We start from the raw sequence: 16331 nt of genomic DNA on the forward strand, positions 1-16331 counted from the left end.
ACGCGGCAAAATGAATTCTGCCGCTGCCCACGGGTCAGTCTGAAAACTGCGTTCGATTTCCGCTCATCTGTCGCTGAGCAAGATCATCGGACGCAGAACTGACCGCAGGAACACAAACCCCTTGCGTGACTTATTGGCAACGCATTGTGGCGAAAATGCAACGCATCCCCTCACATTGTCAAGCCGTGCGGGAGCTTCTGTACACGGATACTCCGAGTTCCCTGATCTTCTTGCGCAGCGTATTGCGGTTGAGACCGAGCAGATCGGCTGCCTTGATCTGGTTGCCACGCGTTGCCGTGAGGGCCGCCAGGATCAGCGGGTACTCCATTTCCGTCAGAACCCGATCATACAGGCCCGGCGGTGGCAGGTTATCACCGAATGTGGCGAAATAGGACCGCATGTTTTCTTCGACGGCCTGGGCAATGGTCATGTTGCCGCTGCGCATCGGCCCCTTCTCGATCGGGCTGTCCGGCACGTCGGAACGCAGCTCGGACTCGATGATCTCGCGGGTGATCACATCCTGTGGATAAAGCGCCATCAGGCGGCGGATCAGGTTTTCCAGCTCGCGCACGTTGCCCGGCCAGGCATAGGCCTTCATCAGGTCCAGCGCTTCCTGGTCGAAGCGCTTGGTGCCAAGCCCTTCCTTTTCAGCCTGCTGGATGAAGTGGCGGACGAGATCGGGGATATCCTCGGCGCGGTCGCGCAGCGGCGGCAGGCGCAGCGGCACGACGTTGAGGCGGTAATACAGATCCTCGCGGAACAGGCCCTGGTTGATCGCCTGCTTCAGATCTTTGTTGGTGGCGGCAACGATGCGCACATCGGTGCGGATCGGGGTGCGGCCGCCGACGGTGGTGTACTCGCCCTGCTGCAGCACGCGCAGCAGCCGGGTCTGCGCATCCATCGGCATGTCGCCGATTTCGTCGAGGAACAGCGTGCCGCCTTCTGCCTGCTCGAAGCGACCGGTCGAGCGCGTCTGGGCACCGGTGAAGGCGCCCTTCTCGTGGCCGAACAATTCCGATTCGATCAGGTCGCGCGGGATGGCAGCCATATTGATGGCGACGAAGGGACCGTTGCGGCGCTTGCCGTAATCATGCAGCGCGCGGGCGACGAGTTCCTTGCCGGTGCCGGATTCACCGGTGATCATCAGCGTCAGGTCGGTCAGCATCAGGCGGGCCAGAACGCGGTAGATTTCCTGCATCGCGGCAGACCGTCCGACCAGTGGCATGCCGTCCTGCATGTCGTCTTCGATCTTGACCGGCTTGCGCTTGGGCTCCGACAGCGCGCGGCCGATGATGCCGATCAGTTCGGTCAGGTCGAAGGGCTTCGGCAGGTAGTCGTAGGCGCCCTTCTCCGAGGCCTTGATCGCTGTCATGAAAGTGTTCTGCGCGCTCATGACCAAGACCGGCAGGTCAGGACGGGCCTTCTTGATGCGTGGCAGCAGATCGAAGGCATTCTCGTCAGGCATGACGACGTCGGTGACCACGAGGTCGCCCTCGCCGGCTGAAACCCAGCGCCACAGGGTCGCGGCGTTGGAGGTGATACGCACGTCATATCCGGCACGGCTCAAGGCCTGATTAAGCACGGTACGAATTGCCGCATCATCATCTGCGACGAGGATCGTTGCTGTCATCGAGAAGGTCCTGTGGGGGTTATGGTGGCGTCTTCAAGCGATGCATCCTTGGAGGCAGGCATGAGAACACGGAATGTTGTTTTGTTGGTCTGGCTGTCGCATTCGATGATGCCGCCATGATCGCCAATGATCTTGGCCACCAATGCAAGACCGAGGCCGCTGCCGTTGGTCTTGGTGGTGATGAACGGATCAAACAGATGCGGGACGAGGTCGGATGGAACGCCGGGGCCGTTGTCCTGAACACAGAACTCGAGCGGCAACGAAATCTTTTCTCGGCTGCCTGCCACCGACAGGCGAATACCGGGGCGATAAGCCGTCGTCAGCACGATCTCGCCCTCCGGCTTGTCGCCGATCGCTTCGGCAGCGTTCTTGACGAGATTGAGGAAGACCTGAACCAGCTGGTCGCGGTTTGCATAGACCGACGGCAGCGAGGGATCGTAGCTCTCGGTAATCCTGATGTGGCGGGCAAATCCCGCCCTTGCCACGGCCTTCACGTGATCGAGCACCGAATGGATGTTGACCGGCACGCGATCGACCGGCCGCTCGTCGGAGAAGACCTCCATGCGATCGACAAGCGAGACGATACGATCGGTCTCGTCGCAGATCAGCCGGGTCAGCGCGCGATCCTCATCGCTTGCCGCGTGCTCCAGCAACTGGGCGGCGCCGCGGATGCCCGATAGCGGGTTCTTGATCTCATGCGCCAGCATCGATGCGAGGCCGGTGACAGAGCGGGCGGCGGCGCGATGCGTCAGCTGCCGGTCGATCTTGTCGGCCATCGAGCGTTCCTGGAAGACGATAACGACCGAACCCGGCTCGCTGGTGACAGGCGCCACATAGATATCGACGAGCTTGTCCTGGCCAAGCCGCGGCGAACTCAGATCGACGCGGTACTCGTTGATCGGGGCGCGGCGCTCGCGCACCTGATCGATCAACGCCAGAAGCGGGCTGCCGAAGGGAATGAAGGTGGAGATCTTGTAGCGGGCCAGGTGCGACGCACTGGCGCCGAAAAAAGCCTCCGCCTCCCAATTGGCGAAGGCCACGAGACCGGCCTCGTTGACCATGACGACAGGGTTCTGAATGGCGTTGAGCACCGCCATGGCAACAGCGCTGCCGGCATGGCCTGGTGTTAGCGGCACATCGTTTGTCATGCGGCCTCCCGGGTATCTCTATTCGATGCCGCCGCCGTGAGGGCATCGTAGAATCGTTCGGAGACCTCGCGGGGATCGCGTGCGGTCATGATGGCTGCCCTGTCGGCAGTCGGCATCGACGGCGCGAAGCGCTCGATATACCAGCCGAGATGCTTGCGGGCATGACGGACGCCGACCATCTCGCCATAAAACTCCAGCATCATCCGGTAATGCTCGACAGCGATCTCGGGAATTTCCCATGCCTTGGGCGCTTCAGCCCCGGCCAGCACGCCGGCATGCCACGGGCGCCCCTGGCAACCACGGCCGATCATCACCGCATCGGCACCGGAGCGGCGCAGAATGTCTTCTGCGTCCTCGACGGTCTCGACGTCGCCATTGGCGACCAGGGGAATGGTCAGCACATCCCGAACGGCACGGATCGCGTCCCAGTCGGCGCGTCCCTCATAGAACTGCATGCGGGTGCGGCCATGGATCGTCACCAGCTGAATGCCCGCCTGTTCGGCACGTTTGGCGATCTCGGGCGCATTGATGGAATTTTCGTCCCAGCCGAGGCGCATCTTCAGCGTGACCGGAACATCGACCGCCTTGACGGTTGCCTCGATCAGGCCGAGCGCGTGATCAGGATCGCGCATCAGCGCAGAACCGGAATAGCCGTCGATCACCTTCTTGGCCGGACACCCCATGTTGATATCGATGATATCGGCACCGTGATCGGCCGCGATCTTTGCACCTTCCGCCATCCAGTGCGCGTCGCGGCCCGCGAGCTGCACCATATGAGGCTGGAAACCTGCAGTCTTCAGACGGGACCATGATTCGGCCGTGTCGTTGACGAGTTCACGGCTCGCCACCATCTCGGTCACGACAAGGCCGGCACCGTGACGCCAGGCCAATTGCCGAAACGGCATATCCGTCACGCCGGACATCGGCGCCAGCACGACGCGGTTGCGCACCGCGACGGTTCCGATGCGCAAAGGAGATGCGAGGTGTACGTCAGACAATTGATTATCTTTCAGGCACGCTAAGCAGGTGCACTATTTTTAGACATGTTTAAAAGACTTGCCAAGGGGGAAAGGCCCGAATTGATATTTTTCGGGCAGATGCTGGAATTCGATGCGCCAAGCCGTTAGAGCACCTCTACAAATTCTGCTTTTTGGGGATTTATGCCGCAAATGCATCAAAAGCAACCGATATCGATCGGAATTATCGTCGTCGCCGCCGGACGTGGCGAGCGCGCCGGCGCTTCCGAAGAGGGCCCGAAGCAATATCGCATCATCGGCGGCAGGCCGGTGATTGCGCATACGCTGGAAACATTCGCGTCATGGCATCGGGCTGCTCACATCGTCGTGGTCATTCACCCAGACGACGAAACGCTGTTTGCCAAGGCGGCATCGGGTATGTCCTCCCGGAACGAGATCCTTTCTGTTCACGGCGGCGCCAAGCGGCAGCAATCGGTGCTTGCAGGCCTGCGGCATCTGCAGGACACCGGCATCACGCATGTCCTGATCCATGATGCGGTGCGACCGTTCTTCGACCACGAGCTGCTGGACCGTGTTGCAGAGGCGCTGGCCGATGGCGCAGCCGCCGTGTTGCCGGCGATGCCGGTCGCGGACACGTTGAAACGGGCCGATGCGTCCGGTACCGTGACCGAAACAGTGTCGCGGGCGCATCTCTACGCGGCACAGACACCGCAATCCTTCGCCTTCGACATCATTCTCGCCGCCCACGAGAAGGCGGCGGCGGCGGCGTTGACGGATTTTACCGATGATGCGGCGATTGCCGAATGGGCAGGCTATCCGGTGACGATCGTCGAGGGCATGGCCGACAATGTAAAGCTGACAGTGAGGCGCGATATCGCAATGGCGGACCAGAGACTTTCCAGCATCGGGCTTCCCGATGTGCGCACCGGCAACGGCTATGACGTGCACCAGCTCGAGCCCGGCGACGGCGTGACGCTGTGCGGCGTGTTCATTCTGCACGACCAGAGGCTCAAGGGCCATTCCGACGCCGACGTGGCGCTGCATGCGCTGACCGACGCCCTGCTTGCCACATGCGGCGCCGGCGACATCGGCGATCATTTCCCGCCATCCGATCCGCAATGGAAGGGTGCGCCGTCGCGGATCTTCATCGAGCATGCGGCGAAGATCGTGCGCGAGCGCGGCGGCACCATCATGAATGCCGACGTGACGCTGATTGCCGAGGCGCCGAAGGTCGGGCCACATCGCGACGCGATGCGTGCCAAGCTTTCGGAATTCGTCGGCATCTCGATCGACCGCTGCTCGGTGAAAGCGACCACCAACGAGACGATCGGCTTCGTCGGCCGCCGCGAGGGCATTGCAGCGATTGCCACGGCCACTGTGGTCTATCAGGACATCAAGCCATGAGCCTGTTCCCCGCCGATATCCTGGCCGAAGCCGAAGCGATCATTCGGACGTTCAGCGCGGCCGGCCTGATGGTCTCGACGGCGGAATCATGCACCGGCGGGCTGATCGTGGGCGCGCTTACCGAAATCTCCGGATCGTCGGCGGTGGTCGATCGTGGCTTCGTGACCTACACGAACACCGCGAAGATGGAGATGCTGGGCGTTCAGGAGGCAACGCTTGCCCGGTTTGGTGCGGTCTCCGAAGAGACAGCGCGGCAGATGGTGCATGGCGCGTTGTTCCGCTCGAATGCTTCCATTGCAGTTGCGGTGACCGGCATTGCCGGTCCGGGCGGCGGCTCTGCGGAGAAGCCGGTCGGGCTGGTTCACCTTGCCGCCAGGTCGCGCAGCGGTGACATCATTTGCCGGAAGATGCTCTACGGCGATATCGGCCGCGGCGAGGTGCGGCTTGCGACGGTAAAGACCGCGCTGGCGATGATTCGCCAGCTGGCCCAGCTATAAATCCGCCTCAGCGATAGATCTTGTCGGCACGCGTCTCGAATGCTTCCGTAAACATGCGGAAGGCGCGATCGAACATCGTGCCCATCAGAGCGCCAAGGATGCGGCTCTTGAACTCATAATCGATGAAGAAGTGCACGTCGCTACCCGTTGCCGTGTCTTCGAAGCGCCAGCGGTTGTCGAGATACTTGAACGGCCCATCGATGTATTTGACGTCGATGATGCGCTCGGCCTTGTTGAGCAGGACTTGCGTGGCAAACGTCTCGCGGATCGCCTTGTAGCCAACCGTCATATCAGCGACCAGCAGGATCTTGCCATCCCGCTCCTTGCGGCTGCGGATGGTCAGGCCGTCGCAAAGCGGCAGAAATTCCGGGTATCTCTCGACGTCGGCGACGAGATCGAACATCTGTTCGGCTGAGTGCGGGACGGGGCGATGCGTTTCAAACTTAGGCATGATCGGCAGTTAATCGGCGGAGCCGAGAAGATCAAGAAGGTGACGCATTTCGCGGCGGCTTTTCAGCTGAAAAACCGGCACGTTGGGGCCGTGTGTCGCGATGGCAGCCTCGACGATCGGCGCGAAATGCGTCTCGAACGTCCAGATATAGCGTATGAACTCGGCATCGACCCTTTCCCTGCACCCGGGCGCCATCTCCGGTCGTGTCCGCCCGATCCATTTGACCCAGCGGCTGACGGCACCCCAGATGCACAACAGGCGCGGCATGCGCACCCATAGAACGATATCTGTGCGCGGCAGCCGCAGATCGAAAGTCGATGGACCGGTGCCATCCATCAGCCACCGATCGTTTGCCACGGCAACAGCAATCATCTGTCGCTCCTCGGCCTTTGGGCGCTTTACCCAGCCCGGTAGCCAGTAGAAATCACGATCCATCGAGATGTGCTCCAGACCAAGCCGCTGACCAAGCTCGCGCGAAAGCGTGGTCTTGCCACCACCGGAGCAGCCGATCACCAGAATCCGTTGCGCTGTTCGCAGCAGGTCGGCTGCTTCCTCGATGGTTGAGATCGTGTTCTGCATCTGCGAGCTCCTGAATTGGAGCCGCGCAATTTACACAACTTCAGAGATCAAACAACAGCCCTACTCGGCAGCGATCAACTGCTTCTTCTTGTGCGCTCGAGGTCGATGGAATTTGTGATAGTCAGTTTCCGACACCAACGCCTCTGCCCGATTGCTGTTAAACGATCAGGCCGCCTGAACAGGCGTGATCGCGCTCAGATCACCGGCAGCACGCCTAGCGACCGAAAGATCGTAGGTGCGTTGCAGATTGAGCCAGAATTCCGGACTGTTGGCGAAATAGCGGGAAAGACGCAGCGCTGTATCGGCGGTGATGCCGTTCTCGCCGCGCAAAACTCTTTCGATGCGGGTCCGGGGAATGCCCATATCCACTGCCGCCCTGTAAGCGGATATCCCATATTCCTGCAGGAAATCCTCCTTGAGGATTTCGCCGGGGTGAACAGGATCGACAGGAATGATCTGCATCCGCATCTCCTAGTGATAGTCGCAGAATTCGACTTGATCGGCATTTCCGTCTTTCCAGACAAAACAGATTCGCCACTGATCGTTGACGCGCATGGAATGCTGACCTGCACGACTGCCCTTCAACGCCTCAAGACGGTTGCTGGGCGGCACGCGCAAATCATCAAGGCCGATGGCAGCGTCGAGAGCCATCAATTTCCGTCGCGCCCGCTCTATGACGTCAGCCGGAAAGTGGCGTGCATCACGTCGCAGGAACAGGCCCTCCGTCTGCTTGTTGCGAAAGCCAACGATCATCGCATATACGTATCGGAAAACGATACAAGTATCAATGCCGACCGTGCACTTCGTGCCCTGCTCGGCAGCGATCGGCTGCTTCTTCTTGTCGATATGGTTGATCGCCATGCGTGCCTGCAAGGCTCATGCTTGCCAATTTTCGTGACCATGCCGGGCGCGAACAATCAGAATGCCGCCAATCTCCGCTTCGCGATAGATGATCAAATGAGAACCGTACGGGTGAACTCTCACTGGAGGAACGATCTCCGGCCGAAGTCGAGCAATTCTCGGACTGTCGCCAAGCATCTCGAAAAGATCGCGAAGATGGAGATGATATTGATCGGCCTGATGCTTGCCGAACAACCGGCGCCCGGTGGCGTATATCTTGCGGATGTCATCGGCGGCCTGGCGTGTCAGGCGGTACGCCATCTTTGTTATTCCGCCGCCTCGTGAAGGGATTTCAGGATATCATCCATCATTTCGTCGCTCGTGCCGCTGGCGAGACCTTCATCGACAAGCATTTGCATGTTTGAGATTTTTGCCGCCCGCTCCTGGTCACGGCGGATGAGGTCGCGCACATAGTCGGCCGCATCGACATAACGGCCCGTCTCCGCCTGGCTATCCAGCCAGGCCTTCATCGGATCGGGCACGGTCACAGTCACAACAGGCATGGCGCGGTCCTCTCCTACGTTGGTCGAAAACCATCATGCCACAGCAAGCCACGTGTGAGAACTATCTCACTCGGCAGCGATCAGCTGCTTCTTCTCGCGTGCTGCGCGTAGCCGGGCGAAGTCGTCGCCGGCGTGGTGCGAGGAGCGGGTCAGCGGGCTGGAGGCGACCATCAGGAAGCCCTTGGTGTAGGCGACCGTCTCGTAAGACTTGAACTCGTCAGGGGTGACGAAGCTCATGACCGCGTGGTGCTTCTTGGTCGGCTGCAGGTACTGGCCGATGGTCAGGAAATCGACGTCGGCCGTGCGCAGGTCGTCCATCAGCTGCAGCACTTCGTTGCGCTCCTCTCCGAGGCCGACCATGATGCCCGACTTGGTGAACATCGTCGGGTCGAGCTCCTTGACGCGCTGCAGCAGGCGAACCGAGTGGAAATAGCGGGCGCCGGGGCGAACCGTCAGGTAGTTGCCGGGCACCGTCTCCATGTTGTGGTTGAAGACGTCCGGCTTGGCAGCAACGACGCGTTCCAGCGCGCCCGGCTTCTTCAGGAAGTCCGGGGTGAGGATTTCGATCGTGGTATCAGGCGACGCGGCGCGGATCGCCCAGATCACCTTCTCGAAATGTTCGGCGCCGCCATCGGCAAGGTCGTCGCGATCGACCGAGGTGATGACGACGTGGGACAGACCCATTTCCTTCACCGCCTTGGCGACGCTTTCCGGCTCGGCCATGTCGAGCGCCTTCGGCTTGCCTGTCGAGACATTGCAGAAGGCACAGGCGCGCGTACAGATCTCGCCCATGATCATGAAGGTGGCGTGCTTCTTGTCCCAGCACTCGCCGATATTCGGGCAGCCAGCCTCTTCGCAGACGGTGACGAGCTTGTGCTCCTTCACGATCGCGCGGGTTTCGGCGTAGCCCTTGGAGGTCGGCGCCTTGACGCGGATCCAGTCCGGCTTGCGCAGCACTTCCTGGTCCGGGCGATGAGCCTTTTCCGGGTGGCGCACGCGCTTTTCAGCGTCGGGATTGATCCTGTCGAGAATAGTTACCATTGTCGTCCAACTCTCCGCCGCTCCATGCGGCCAAGGCTCTCTAGCGGCGCACGAGCCGCGCGAGGAATATCAGCAAGCAGGCGCCAAGAAAACCCGTGACGAAATAGCCGAGCCTGCCGCCGGCCACTTCGATATGAAACTGCGCAAGGATGGCCGTCGCCACCACCGAGCCGACAATGCCGAGCACGATGTTCAGCAATATGCCGTAGCGCGCCTCCATCAGCTTGCCCGCGAGCCAGCCCGCGAGACCGCCGATGATGATTGCCGCAATCCAGCCTACGCCTGCCATCCTGCCCCTGTCCTTACGCTATCGCCCTTGCGATCAGCACCACGATGATGGCGCCGACGGTGGCGTGAATGATCTGCACCACGATGGCACTGTCAATTCCCATGTTGATGCCCAGCGCGTTGAACAGGAAGCCCCCGACGAACGCGCCGATGATGCCGCTCAGCAGGCATCGTATCAATCCGCCTCCACCGACGACCAGACTGGCGAGGAACCCCGCGACCAGACCGATCAGGAGAAAGATGAGCAATGCCTGCGTACCCATAGACATGATGATTTCCTTTCGTTTTTTCCACCCTTTGGCGGGAAAGCCAGAGCCATCCCGGGATAAAGGGCGCAAAAGGAAATTATCAAGCGTTCAGGGCGCGACCATATGCATCCAGAACCGCTTCCTTCATGGTTTCGGACACCGTCGGATGCGGGAAGATGGTGTGCATCAGTTCTTCTTCGGTCGTCTCCAGGTTCATGGCGACGACGAAGCCCTGGATCAGTTCGGTGACTTCCGCACCGACCATGTGGGCGCCAAGCAGTTCGCCGGTCTTCTTGTCGAAGATCACCTTGCACATGCCCTGGTCTTCGCCGAGCGCAATCGCCTTGCCGTTGGCGGCAAACGAGAACCGGCCGACGCGGATGTCGCGGCCGGCGTCCTTGGCCTTGGCTTCCGTGAGGCCGACAGAGGCGACCTGCGGGTTGCAGTAGGTGCAGCCCGGGACCTTGCTCTTGTCGGTGGCGTGAACGTTCGGCAGGCCGGCGATCTTCTCGACGCAGACGACGCCCTCATGCTCGGCCTTGTGAGCGAGCATCGGCGGGCCGGCAACGTCGCCGATGGCATAGATGCCGGCGATATTGGTCTTGCCGTAGCCGTCGATGACGACGCAACCGCGGTCGGTCTTGACGCCCACAGCTTCGAGGCCGAGGTTTTCGATATTGCCCTGAACGCCGACTGCCGAAATCATCCGGTCGGCGACGATCTGCTGGACCTTGCCGTCAGCGGTCTCGACATGCGCAGTGATGCTGTCGGCAGCCTTCTCGACCTTGGTGATCTTGGCGCTGGTGATGATCTTCATGCCGCGCTTCTCGAGCTGCTTGCGGGCAATCGCGGTGACTTCAACATCCTCGACCGGCATGATGGTGGCCATCACTTCGACGACCGTGACATCGACGCCCATCGAGCGGTAGAAGCTGGCGAACTCGATGCCGATGGCGCCCGAGCCCATGACGATCAGCGACTTCGGCAGGGCTGCCGGCTTCATCGCTTCGAAGTAGGTCCAGATCAACTTGCCATCCGGCTCGATGCCCGGCAGTGCGCGCGGGCGGGCGCCGGTCGCGACGATGATGTGCTTGGCGGTGTAGGTGCCCTCGCTCTTGACGTTCTTCGGAACCGGGTTCTGCGGCTCGACGACCGGCTTGGAGGACTTGGCGACGACGATTTCGCCGGGCTTGGTGATCTTGGCTTCGCCCCAGATGACGTCAACCTTGTTCTTCTTCATCAGGAAGCCGACGCCGCCATTGAGGCGGGCCGAGACGCCGCGCGAGCGGGCGACGACTGCCGTTACGTCAGGCTTGACGGTGCCTTCAAGAACGAGGCCGAAATCCTTGAAATGATTGGCGTGGTCGAGCACTTCGGCCGAGCGCAGCAGCGCCTTGGTCGGAATGCATCCCCAGTTCAGGCAGATGCCGCCCAGATGCTCGCGCTCGACGATCGCGGTCTTGAGGCCCAGCTGGCTGGCGCGCACAGCGGCGACATAGCCGCCGGGACCGGAGCCGATGATGATGACGTCGTAATTCTCAGCCATGTTTTCCTGCCTTTGTTACCGGGCGTCGCGGGTGAGTAGCACCCACTCGTGTTTCCTGCTGCTTTCGAAAACCGACATCGCCTGACGACGCGCCCGCTCCGAAAAACCATTGTTCTTGTAAAGCGCCAGAGCCGCTTCGTTATCACTCGCCGTGATCAGGCTGACCGGCAGTGTCCCTGCCCGTTCGATCTGATCTTCCAGCATGCCTTTGCCGATCCCTATGCCGCGCAGATGGCTATAGACGCCGAGCGTTGCAATGAACCAGGTGCCGATCACCGTCTTCTGCAGATCGATCACCGGCTGCAGAGCCACCCGATCGACCTCGATATCTCTCACGTCCTCGCCCAGCGCGTAGCCGATGGCCGCTCCCGCCGTTTCGCCGTACGCCTCGGCCAGCACCGCGTGGCGCCAGCTGCCGTAGCCGTCGTTGCGGCGCATCTTCAGCCGACCGAGCTCCATCGGCGTGTCGCCGCCATTGCCGGCCAGTTCTCCCAGCCAGAGCCAGGAGGCAAAGCCGTGCGAGGCGATGTCTGCCAGGATCGCCAGTTCGGCCGCATCCTCCCGCGTCGCGGAACGGAGCGTCACGAAAGAGCCGGTGCTCACAGGCCCAACATCATCCGCACCGTCGATTCCATGCCGCGCCCGAGAGCGCGGGTATTGTCGGCATCGAGATGGATGCCATCGAGCGGCGTGGTTTTCGCAACCGAATTGCCGTCGAAGAAGCCGCAGCCGAGTTCATCGGCGAGATCGCGGTAGAGCGTCGCCAGCATCGCCGATTCCTCGATGCCGCCGACGAAAGAGGCCGCAAACGCCACGTTGGCGGTTTCACGGATCTTCGGGGGCGCGACGATCAGGATGTCGGGCACGTCGAACTCGAACGGCCAGGCATGATTGCGGATCAGCCGAACCAGGCGGGCGATGCCCTGGCAGGCGGCGAAAGCCGATCCTGCGACGACCGGCTTCATGTCGTTGGTGCCGAGCAGGAGAATGACGAGATCAAGCGGCGCATGCGTCTGCAGGATGGTCGGCAGAATGCGGGCACCGTTGCGATCGCAATCGGCGAGATGATCGTCGAATGCGGTCGTTCGACCGTTCAGGCCCTCTGCAATGATCCTCGCCTCGCTGCCGAGTGCCGCCTGCAGCGCACTCGGCCACCGATCCTTGAAGTCATGACGGCCGATGGATGCGGCGTCATAACCCCAGGTCAAAGAGTCACCATAGCAAAGAACGGTCTTCGTCATTTCCGTCTCCGCTTTTGTCCTAGACGAGCATGCCCATCGGATTTTCGATGTAGCCCTTGAACGCCTGCAACAGCTCCGCACCGAGCGCGCCATCGACGCAGCGATGGTCGGTCGACAGCGTGACGCTCATCACCGTGGCGATGACCATTTCGCCCTTGCGGACGATCACACGCTGCTCGCCGGCACCGACCGCGAGGATCGTGGCATGCGGCGGGTTGATGACAGCCGAGAAGTTCTTCACGCCCATCATGCCCATGTTCGAGACCGACGTCGTGCCGCCCTGGAACTCTTCCGGCTTCAGCTTGCGATCCTTGGCGCGCTTGCCGAGGTCGCGCATCTCGTTGGAGATGACCGACAGCGTCTTTTCCTCGGCCTTGCGAATGATCGGAGTGATCAGGCCGCCGGGGATCGAGACAGCCACGCCGACATCGGCGTGCTTGTGCTTGACCATGTTGGCTTCGGTCCAGGAGACGTTGGCATCCGGAACATCGCGCAGCGCCAAGGCCATGGCCTTGATGACCATGTCGTTGACGGAGATCTTGTAGGCGGCGCCGCCATCCTTGCGGGGTGCGGCATCGTTGAGCTGGGCACGCAGTGCCATCAGCGCATCGAGTTCGCAATCGACGGTGACGTAGAAATGCGGCACGGTCTGCTTGGATTCGACGAGGCGCTTGGCGATGATCTTGCGCATGCCGTCATGCGGCACGAGCTCGTAGGAGCCCTGCTCGAACAGCTTCAATACGCTTTCGTCCGACGCACCCTTCGCAGCCGCGGCCGGGGCCGATGCAGCAGCCTGCGGTGCAGCAGCGGCAGGAGCGGCCTTCGCACCACCACCTGCGGCAGCCGCTTCGACGTCGCTCTTGACGACGCGGCCATGCGGGCCGGAGCCGGCGATGGCCGACAGATCGATACCGGCTTCCTTCGCCAGACGACGTGCGAGCGGCGAGGAGAACGGGCGGTCGCCAGTTGCCGGGGCGGCTGCGGATACAGCGGCCGGAGCGGCGGTAGCAGCTGCCTGGGCGGCAGGAGCCGGAGCAGCAACTTCGGCCTTCGGGGCTTCGGCAGCAGCAGCCTTCGGAGCGGGCGCAGAGCCTGCACCACTGGCAGCAGCCGCAACGTCCTCGCCATCGGCAGCCAGAATGGCGATCAGGGCATTGACCTTGACGCCTTCGGTGCCGGCGGGGACGACGAGCTTGGCAACGACGCCCTCGTCGATGGCTTCGACCTCCATCGTCGCCTTGTCGGTTTCGATCTCGGCGAGCACATCGCCAGACTTAACCGTATCGCCTTCCTTGACCAGCCACTTGGCGAGGTTTCCCTCTTCCATGGTTGGAGACAGGGCAGGCATCGTGATGTTGATAGGCATCGAAATACCCTCCCCTTGTTACTTGTAGCAGACGGCTTTCACCGCCTGGACGACTTCGTCGACATTCGGAAGCGCGAGCTTTTCGAGGTTGGCGGCGTAAGGCATCGGAACGTCCTTGCCGGCGATCGTCAGAACCGGCGCATCGAGATAATCGAAGGCCTGCTGCATGACGCGGGTGGCGATTTCGGTGCCGACCGAGTTCTGCGGATAGCCTTCCTCGACGGTGACCAGACGGCCGGTCTTCTTGACCGATTCGATCACGGTCGGAAGGTCCATCGGGCGCAGCGTGCGCAGATCGATCAGTTCGACATCGATGCCGATCTTCTCGAGTTCGGCGACAGCCTTGACCGCATAGCTCATGCCGATACCGAAGGACACGATCGTCACGTCCTTGCCAGGACGATGGATGCGCGCCTTGCCGATCGGCAGGACGAAATTGTCCATCTTCGGTACATCGAAATGCTGGCCGTAGAGAATTTCGTTTTCGAGGAACACCACGGGGTTCGGATCGCGGATCGCAGCCTTCAGCAGGCCCTTGGCGTCGGCTGCCGTGTACGGCATGATCACCTTGAGGCCCGGGATCTGGCTGTACCAGGACGAGTAGTCCTGGCTGTGCTGGGCGCCGACGCGGGCAGCAGCGCCGTTCGGGCCGCGGAACACGATCGGAGCGCCCATCTGGCCGCCGGACATGTAGAGCGTCTTAGCAGCCGAGTTGATGATCTGGTCGATCGCCTGCATGGCGAAGTTGAAGGTCATGAACTCGACGATCGGCTTCAGACCGGCCATGGCAGCGCCGACGCCGACGCCGGCAAAGCCGTGCTCGGTGATCGGTGTGTCGATGACGCGGCGTGCGCCGAATTCCTGCAGCAGGCCTTGGGTGATCTTATAGGCGCCCTGATATTCGGCAACCTCTTCGCCCATGACGAAGACGTTGTCATCGGCGCGCATTTCTTCGGCCATGGCGTCGCGAAGGGCCTCGCGAACGGTGGTCGAGACCATTTCGGTGCCGGCAGGAATTTCCGGATCGTTCGGCACATGTGCCTTCGCCTCGGCCGGGACCGGTGCAGAGGCGGCAGCAGGCTTTTCTTCGGCCTTCGGCGCTTCGGCGGCAGCCGGTGCAGCGGCAGGCGCAGCAGCTGAGATGTCGGAGGCGGACTCGCCGTCCTGCAGCAGGATGGCGATCTTGGCGTTGACCTTGACGCCTTCGGTGCCGGCTTCCACCAGCAGCTTGCCGATCACGCCTTCATCGACGGCTTCGACTTCCATCGTCGCCTTGTCGGTTTCAATTTCGCAAATGACGTCGCCGGAAGTGACCTTGTCACCTTCCTGCTTCAACCACTTGGACAACGTGCCTTCTTCCATTGTCGGAGAGAGGGCTGGCATAAGGATATCGATAGGCATTGTTGCCCTCCCCGCTTAAAGCAGAATGTCGGTGTAGAGCTCGGACGCATCCGGCTCGGGAGCGGCCTGGGCGAAATCGGCCGAGTCTGCGACGATGTCGCGGACGTCCTTGTCGATCGCCTTCAGGTCGTCTTCGCTGGCCCAGCCCTTTTCGACGAGGCGCGCCTTGACCTGTTCGATCGGGTCCTGCTCGGAGCGCATCTTCTGCACTTCTTCCTTGGAACGATACTTCGCAGGGTCGGACATGGAGTGGCCGCGATAGCGATAGGTCAGCATTTCGAGAATGATCGGGCCCTTGCCGGAACGGCAATGCTCGAGCGCCTCGTCGGCCGCAGCCTTGACGGCGCGAACGTCCATGCCGTCAACCTGGACGCCCGGGATGCCGAAGCCGGAGCCGCGCAGCGAGTAGTTCGACTGTGCGGTGGCGCGCGCCGTGGAGGTGCCCATGGCGTAGCGGTTGTTCTCGATGATGTAGATGATCGGCAACTTCCAGAGGGCTGCCATGTTGAAGCTCTCGTAGACCTGGCCCTGGTTGGCAGCACCGTCGCCGAAATAGGCGATCGAGACGCTGTCATTGCCGCGGTAGCGGTTGGCGAAGGCCAGACCGGTGCCGAGCGACACCTGCGCGCCAACGATGCCGTGGCCGCCGTAGAAATGCTTTTCCTTGGAAAACATGTGCATCGAGCCACCCTTGCCACGGGAATAGCCGTCGATGCGTCCAGTCAGCTCGGCCATGACGCCGCGGGCGCTCATGCCGGTTGCCAGCATGTGGCCGTGGTCGCGATAGGCGGTGATGACCTGATCGCCTTCCTTCTGCGCCATCTGCATGCCGACAACGACAGCTTCCTGGCCGATATAGAGGTGACAGAAACCGCCGATGAAGCCCATGCCGTACAACTGACCCGCCTTCTCTTCGAAGCGGCGGATAAGAAGCATCTCGCGATAGGCCTTGATCTCCTCGTCACGATCGAAATCGGCGACTGGGCCACCATTCGATGCTTTGGCTGCGGGCTTTGCGCTGGTCTTGCGGCTGGAAACGGTCGCGTTTTTTCGCGGAGCCATTCAACCCTCCCTATGGGTTTATCGGTTCTTGGGTGACGCGCACCATAGG

Annotated in this window: 20 protein-coding genes; 2 read left to right on the forward strand and 18 right to left on the reverse strand. The window is 61.6% G+C overall.

What is annotated here, in order from left to right:
* Window positions 1-178 precede the first annotated feature (178 nt).
* From ntrC to dusB, 3 genes are read right to left on the reverse strand one after another with little or no spacing between them, the layout of a single operon-like run.
* On the reverse strand, window positions 179-1630 hold the full coding sequence (gene ntrC, locus GVL52_RS04390; protein ID WP_160004250.1) for a nitrogen regulation protein NR(I): 1452 nt from the start codon (window positions 1628-1630) through the stop codon (window positions 179-181).
* Window positions 1627-2778 (reverse strand): nitrogen regulation protein NR(II), encoded by a 1152-nt coding sequence (locus tag GVL52_RS04395; protein WP_160004252.1) that lies wholly within the window; start codon window positions 2776-2778, stop codon window positions 1627-1629. The genes ntrC and GVL52_RS04395 overlap by 4 nt, the downstream gene beginning before the upstream one ends.
* Window positions 2775-3776 (reverse strand): tRNA dihydrouridine synthase DusB, encoded by a 1002-nt coding sequence (gene dusB / locus GVL52_RS04400; protein WP_280179091.1) that lies wholly within the window; start codon window positions 3774-3776, stop codon window positions 2775-2777. Before dusB ends, GVL52_RS04395 begins: the two co-directional genes overlap by 4 nt.
* A gap of 162 nt (window positions 3777-3938) precedes the next feature.
* Between dusB and GVL52_RS04405 the strand changes: the two genes are divergently transcribed.
* Together GVL52_RS04405 and GVL52_RS04410 are read left to right on the forward strand one after the other, a co-directional pair.
* On the forward strand, window positions 3939-5159 hold the full coding sequence (locus GVL52_RS04405; protein ID WP_160004254.1) for a bifunctional 2-C-methyl-D-erythritol 4-phosphate cytidylyltransferase/2-C-methyl-D-erythritol 2,4-cyclodiphosphate synthase: 1221 nt from the start codon (window positions 3939-3941) through the stop codon (window positions 5157-5159).
* The gene (locus GVL52_RS04410; RefSeq protein WP_160004256.1) at window positions 5156-5656 is read left to right on the forward strand and encodes a CinA family protein; all 501 of its coding nucleotides are present in this window, start codon (window positions 5156-5158) and stop codon (window positions 5654-5656) included. The genes GVL52_RS04405 and GVL52_RS04410 overlap by 4 nt, the downstream gene beginning before the upstream one ends.
* Window positions 5657-5663: 7 nt before the next feature.
* Here GVL52_RS04410 and GVL52_RS04415 read toward each other — a convergent pair whose 3' ends face one another.
* From GVL52_RS04415 to pdhA, 15 genes are all read right to left on the reverse strand, one after another.
* The gene (locus GVL52_RS04415; protein WP_160004258.1) at window positions 5664-6107 is read right to left on the reverse strand and encodes a type II toxin-antitoxin system RatA family toxin; all 444 of its coding nucleotides are present in this window, start codon (window positions 6105-6107) and stop codon (window positions 5664-5666) included.
* Window positions 6108-6116: 9 nt separating this feature from the next.
* The gene (locus tag GVL52_RS04420; RefSeq protein WP_160004260.1) at window positions 6117-6686 is read right to left on the reverse strand and encodes an AAA family ATPase; all 570 of its coding nucleotides are present in this window, start codon (window positions 6684-6686) and stop codon (window positions 6117-6119) included.
* A 165-nt stretch (window positions 6687-6851) separates the two neighbouring features.
* Complete coding sequence (locus GVL52_RS04425; RefSeq protein ID WP_160004262.1) at window positions 6852-7148, reverse strand: HigA family addiction module antitoxin; 297 nt, start codon at window positions 7146-7148, stop codon at window positions 6852-6854.
* Between the two features lie 9 nt (window positions 7149-7157).
* A complete protein-coding gene (locus GVL52_RS04430; RefSeq protein ID WP_306440347.1) occupies window positions 7158-7547 on the reverse strand; it encodes a type II toxin-antitoxin system RelE/ParE family toxin in 390 nt (129 codons plus the stop codon).
* 15 nt (window positions 7548-7562) lie between these two features.
* On the reverse strand, window positions 7563-7847 hold the full coding sequence (locus tag GVL52_RS04435; protein WP_160004264.1) for a type II toxin-antitoxin system RelE/ParE family toxin: 285 nt from the start codon (window positions 7845-7847) through the stop codon (window positions 7563-7565).
* Window positions 7848-7852: 5 nt separating this feature from the next.
* Window positions 7853-8089: a type II toxin-antitoxin system ParD family antitoxin gene (locus GVL52_RS04440; protein ID WP_160004267.1), complete on the reverse strand. Its 237-nt coding sequence runs from the start codon at window positions 8087-8089 to the stop codon at window positions 7853-7855.
* A gap of 66 nt (window positions 8090-8155) precedes the next feature.
* Window positions 8156-9130 carry a lipoyl synthase gene (lipA, locus tag GVL52_RS04445; protein ID WP_160004269.1) on the reverse strand — a complete coding sequence of 325 codons (975 nt, stop codon included), beginning with the start codon at window positions 9128-9130 and terminating at the stop codon, window positions 8156-8158.
* A gap of 40 nt (window positions 9131-9170) precedes the next feature.
* The gene (locus GVL52_RS04450) at window positions 9171-9419 is read right to left on the reverse strand and encodes a GlsB/YeaQ/YmgE family stress response membrane protein (RefSeq protein WP_160004271.1); all 249 of its coding nucleotides are present in this window, start codon (window positions 9417-9419) and stop codon (window positions 9171-9173) included.
* Between the two features lie 13 nt (window positions 9420-9432).
* Window positions 9433-9687 carry a GlsB/YeaQ/YmgE family stress response membrane protein gene (locus tag GVL52_RS04455; RefSeq protein WP_160004273.1) on the reverse strand — a complete coding sequence of 85 codons (255 nt, stop codon included), beginning with the start codon at window positions 9685-9687 and terminating at the stop codon, window positions 9433-9435.
* A 79-nt stretch (window positions 9688-9766) separates the two neighbouring features.
* Window positions 9767-11212, reverse strand: a complete 1446-nt coding sequence (gene lpdA / locus GVL52_RS04460) for a dihydrolipoyl dehydrogenase (protein WP_160004275.1) — start codon at window positions 11210-11212, stop codon at window positions 9767-9769.
* A 15-nt stretch (window positions 11213-11227) separates the two neighbouring features.
* Window positions 11228-11815: a GNAT family N-acetyltransferase gene (locus tag GVL52_RS04465; RefSeq protein ID WP_160004277.1), complete on the reverse strand. Its 588-nt coding sequence runs from the start codon at window positions 11813-11815 to the stop codon at window positions 11228-11230.
* A complete protein-coding gene (locus GVL52_RS04470; protein ID WP_160004279.1) occupies window positions 11812-12453 on the reverse strand; it encodes an SGNH/GDSL hydrolase family protein in 642 nt (213 codons plus the stop codon). The genes GVL52_RS04465 and GVL52_RS04470 overlap by 4 nt, the downstream gene beginning before the upstream one ends.
* Window positions 12454-12472: 19 nt before the next feature.
* Window positions 12473-13819, reverse strand: a complete 1347-nt coding sequence (locus GVL52_RS04475; protein ID WP_160004281.1) for a pyruvate dehydrogenase complex dihydrolipoamide acetyltransferase — start codon at window positions 13817-13819, stop codon at window positions 12473-12475.
* An 18-nt stretch (window positions 13820-13837) separates the two neighbouring features.
* Window positions 13838-15220 carry a pyruvate dehydrogenase complex E1 component subunit beta gene (locus GVL52_RS04480; protein ID WP_160004283.1) on the reverse strand — a complete coding sequence of 461 codons (1383 nt, stop codon included), beginning with the start codon at window positions 15218-15220 and terminating at the stop codon, window positions 13838-13840.
* A gap of 15 nt (window positions 15221-15235) precedes the next feature.
* Window positions 15236-16282 carry a pyruvate dehydrogenase (acetyl-transferring) E1 component subunit alpha gene (pdhA, locus tag GVL52_RS04485; protein WP_160004284.1) on the reverse strand — a complete coding sequence of 349 codons (1047 nt, stop codon included), beginning with the start codon at window positions 16280-16282 and terminating at the stop codon, window positions 15236-15238.
* Window positions 16283-16331 lie beyond the last annotated feature (49 nt).

Source organism: Rhizobium sp. 18055 (assembly GCF_902706285.1).
In the GTDB taxonomy this organism is placed as follows: domain Bacteria; phylum Pseudomonadota; class Alphaproteobacteria; order Rhizobiales; family Rhizobiaceae; genus Rhizobium.